The organism is Pseudomonas sp. SDO5591_S426, assembly GCF_054070755.1.
The window spans coordinates 1-3,282 of the sequence record NZ_JBSVXD010000340.1 but is presented as its reverse complement, the minus strand read 5'-3'; the positions used below and the strand labels follow the sequence as shown (position 1 = coordinate 3,282).

Genomic DNA, 3,282 nt, shown 5'->3' with positions numbered 1-3,282 from the left:
TTTTGAAAATCAAGATCAAGATCAAAAGATCGCAGCCTGCGGCAGCTCCTACAGGGGGAAATAGTGTTTTCCTGACTGTGCCAGGCGGCAGAAAAGCGGCATCCAGCGGAAACCGGTTGCCGCTTTTCTGGCATTGCCGCGTTGCCACTGCTCGCAAAGCCCCGGTTTACGGGCTTTTTTGAATTGGCATGACGCTTGCTATGTTCATCGTACGAAAAATCAGGTCACCCGAAGGTTTCCCGACATGAGCATCAGCTTCGATAAAGCGCTCGGCATTCACGAAAAGGCTCTGGGCTTCCGCGCCCAACGTGCCGAAGTCCTGGCCAACAACATCGCCAACGCCGACACCCCGAACTACAAGGCGCGGGATCTGGAGTTCTCGAAAGTGCTCGAGGCGCAGAACGATAAAGCCAAGAACGGCACGTTCGCCTTGAACATGACCAACAGTCGTCACATCGAAGCCGAAGGCCTGGGCAATGGCGATGAGTCGCTGATGTACCGCACGCCGATGCAACCTTCGATCGACCAGAACACCGTGGACGCCCAACTGGAACAGTCGAACTACGCGGAAAACTCCGTCAACTTCCAGGCCAGCTTCACCCTGCTCAACAGCAAATTCAAAGGGCTGGTTTCAGCCCTGCGCGGAGAGTAAGTCATGTCTCTATCCAGTGTTTTCAACATTGCCGGTAGCGGCATGAGTGCGCAGACCACTCGCTTGAACACCGTCGCTTCGAACATCGCCAACGCCGAGACCGTCTCGTCGAGCATCGACCAGACCTACCGCGCGCGCCATCCGGTATTCGCCACCATGTTCCAGGGCGGCCAGAGCGGCGGCAGCGATTCGCTGTTCCAGAACCAGGATGCCGCCGGCCAAGGCGTGCAGGTGCTGGGCGTGGTCGAAGACCAGAGCAACCTCGAAGCGCGTTACGAGCCGAACCATCCGGCGGCCGATGCCAAGGGTTACGTCTACTACCCGAACGTCAACGTGGTGGAAGAAATGGCCGACATGATTTCCGCGAGCCGTTCGTTCCAGACCAACGCCGAAATGATGAACACCGCCAAAACCATGATGCAGAAAGTCCTGACCCTCGGTCAGTGATAAGGGGCGACTCAGATGAGTGTTAGCGATACCACGAGTGGCATGAGCCTCAACGACATCCTGGCCAATTCCTCGATCAAGACGAACAAGGATACTGACGCCCTGGCGTCGGCGGCGGGCAGTGCCACCGGTAAAAAGGCCCTGGGCAAAGATGCGTTCCTGCAGTTGCTGGTGACACAACTGAAGAACCAGAACCCTCTGGAGCCGCAGGGCAACGGTGAGTTCGTGGCGCAGCTGGCGCAGTTCAGTAGCCTGGAAGGCATCACCTCGCTTAACGATACTGTGAGCGGCATTGCCGGCGCCTTTGGCTCATCTCAGGCATTGCAAGCCTCGTCGTTGGTGGGCCGTTCGGTCATCGCGCCGGGCGACAAGGCTGTGGTCGACACCACCAAAGGCATGACCGGTGCGGTTGTGCTGCCGCAGTCGGTGGCTCAAGCCGAAGTGAAAATCACCGACAAGGACGGCAAAGTCATTCGCACGATTACCCTGGCCGACCAGAAAGCCGGCAACGCCAGCTTCACTTGGGATGGCAAGGACAATGCCGGCAACGTAGCCCCGGCAGGTACTTACACCTTCGCGGCAACCACCACCATCGATGATCAGGCTGTTGCGCTGATCACCAACCTGCCGGCGACCGTCACCAGCGTAACCATCAGCCAGACCGGCGGTGAGTTGATGCTCAACCTCGCTGGACTGGGCAGTATCGCCCTGTCCAAAGTGCAAACCATTGGTATATAGAGCCGACTAACCCGGCACAAAGGAGTGGAATATGTCTTTCAACATCGGCCTTAGCGGTCTCTATGCCGCCAACAAGCAACTGGACGTAACCGGCAACAACATTGCCAACGTCGCGACTGTCGGTTTCAAATCGTCCCGTGCGGAATTCGAAGATGTGTACTCGGCGACCAAACTGGGCTCGGGTAGCAAGACCACCGGTAGCGGCGTGCGCCTGGCCAACGTCTCCCAGCAGTTCACCCAGGGTGACATCAACAACACTGGTAACGTGCTGGACATGGGCATCAACGGCTCCGGTTTCTTCGTGCTCAACGACAGCGGATCGTTGTCCTACACCCGCGCCGGCACGTTCAAGGTCGACAAGGAAGGTTACGTCACCAACACCGACGGCACTGCGCGTCTGCAAGGTTATGGCGTGGACGCCAATGGCAAGATCATCAATGGCGTGCTGACGGACTTGCGCATCGACACGTCCAACCTGGCGCCGAAAACTACCACCAACGTTTCGTCGACGATCAACCTGGACTCCAAGTCCGATGTGATCGACCAGGTGGCCAACCCGTTCGACCCGAGCAAGCCGGGAACCGCTTTCACCAAGCAGTTCACTACCCAGATTTTCGATACTCAGGGTAATACGCACCAGATGGACCAATACATGGTCAAGACGGCGGCGAATACCTGGGATGTCTATACCTTGATCGATGGTCGCAACCCGAACGGTAGCGATCCGATGAACGCAGCTTCGCGTCCGGTCCCTTCGACCATGGCTTTTGACACCAGTGGCAAGCTGGTTTCGGTCACCACGCCGGGCACTCCTCCAGTCGTCAGCCCTGACCTGAAAATTACTGGCTGGATTCCGGGCAAAGTGACCAATGGCGTTTGGGCAGCCAACGGTGCAGCCGCCGACCCGGCGGGTGTGACTATCGCCATGAGCAACACCACGCAGTTCAACGCCGACAGCGCTCGTTCCATTCCAGATCAAAACGGCTACGCCACCGGCCAGATCACCAACCTGACCATCGATGGCAGCGGTGTGATGTTGGCTAACTTCAGCAACTACCAGACTAAAGCGATCGGTCAACTGGCGCTGGCCAGCTTCACCAACGAACAAGGCCTGCAGCCAGTGGGTGGCACCAGCTGGAAGGAAACCTTCGCCTCGGGTCAGCCGGGCTATGACGCACCGCAAACCGGTTCCCTGGGTGAGATCCACTCCAACTCCCTGGAAGAGTCCAACGTCAACGTCACCAACGAACTGGTCGACCTGATCAAGGCGCAGAGTAACTACCAGGCAAACGCCAAGACCATCTCCACCCAGAGCACCATCATGCAGACCATCATTCAGATGACTTGATGTTGGTTGGCTGAATCGCAGTACAAGGAGCCCCTCGGAAGAGGGGCTAATGAGATGGTCACCCCCACACCCTGCGAGGGCTACGCTTTCGCAGGGT

General features: G+C 57.8%; 5 protein-coding genes. All 5 read left to right on the top strand.

What is annotated here, in order from left to right:
• A partial coding sequence (locus ACW9JC_RS29585) for a hypothetical protein (protein WP_457459473.1) occupies positions 1 to 182 on the top strand: 182 nt, incomplete at its 5' end.
• Between the two features lie 62 nt (positions 183 to 244).
• Positions 245 to 652 (top strand): flagellar basal body rod protein FlgB, encoded by a 408-nt coding sequence (gene flgB / locus ACW9JC_RS29580; RefSeq protein WP_056853151.1) that lies wholly within the window; start codon positions 245 to 247, stop codon positions 650 to 652.
• A gap of 3 nt (positions 653 to 655) precedes the next feature.
• On the top strand, positions 656 to 1,099 hold the full coding sequence (gene flgC, locus ACW9JC_RS29575) for a flagellar basal body rod protein FlgC (protein ID WP_007937507.1): 444 nt from the start codon (positions 656 to 658) through the stop codon (positions 1,097 to 1,099).
• A 15-nt stretch (positions 1,100 to 1,114) separates the two neighbouring features.
• Positions 1,115 to 1,837, top strand: a complete 723-nt coding sequence (gene flgD / locus ACW9JC_RS29570; RefSeq protein ID WP_457459471.1) for a flagellar hook assembly protein FlgD — start codon at positions 1,115 to 1,117, stop codon at positions 1,835 to 1,837.
• A gap of 31 nt (positions 1,838 to 1,868) precedes the next feature.
• Entirely contained in the window at positions 1,869 to 3,185 is a 1,317-nt protein-coding gene (gene flgE / locus ACW9JC_RS29565) for a flagellar hook protein FlgE (protein WP_338582506.1), read from the top strand.
• Positions 3,186 to 3,282: the final 97 nt, after the last annotated feature.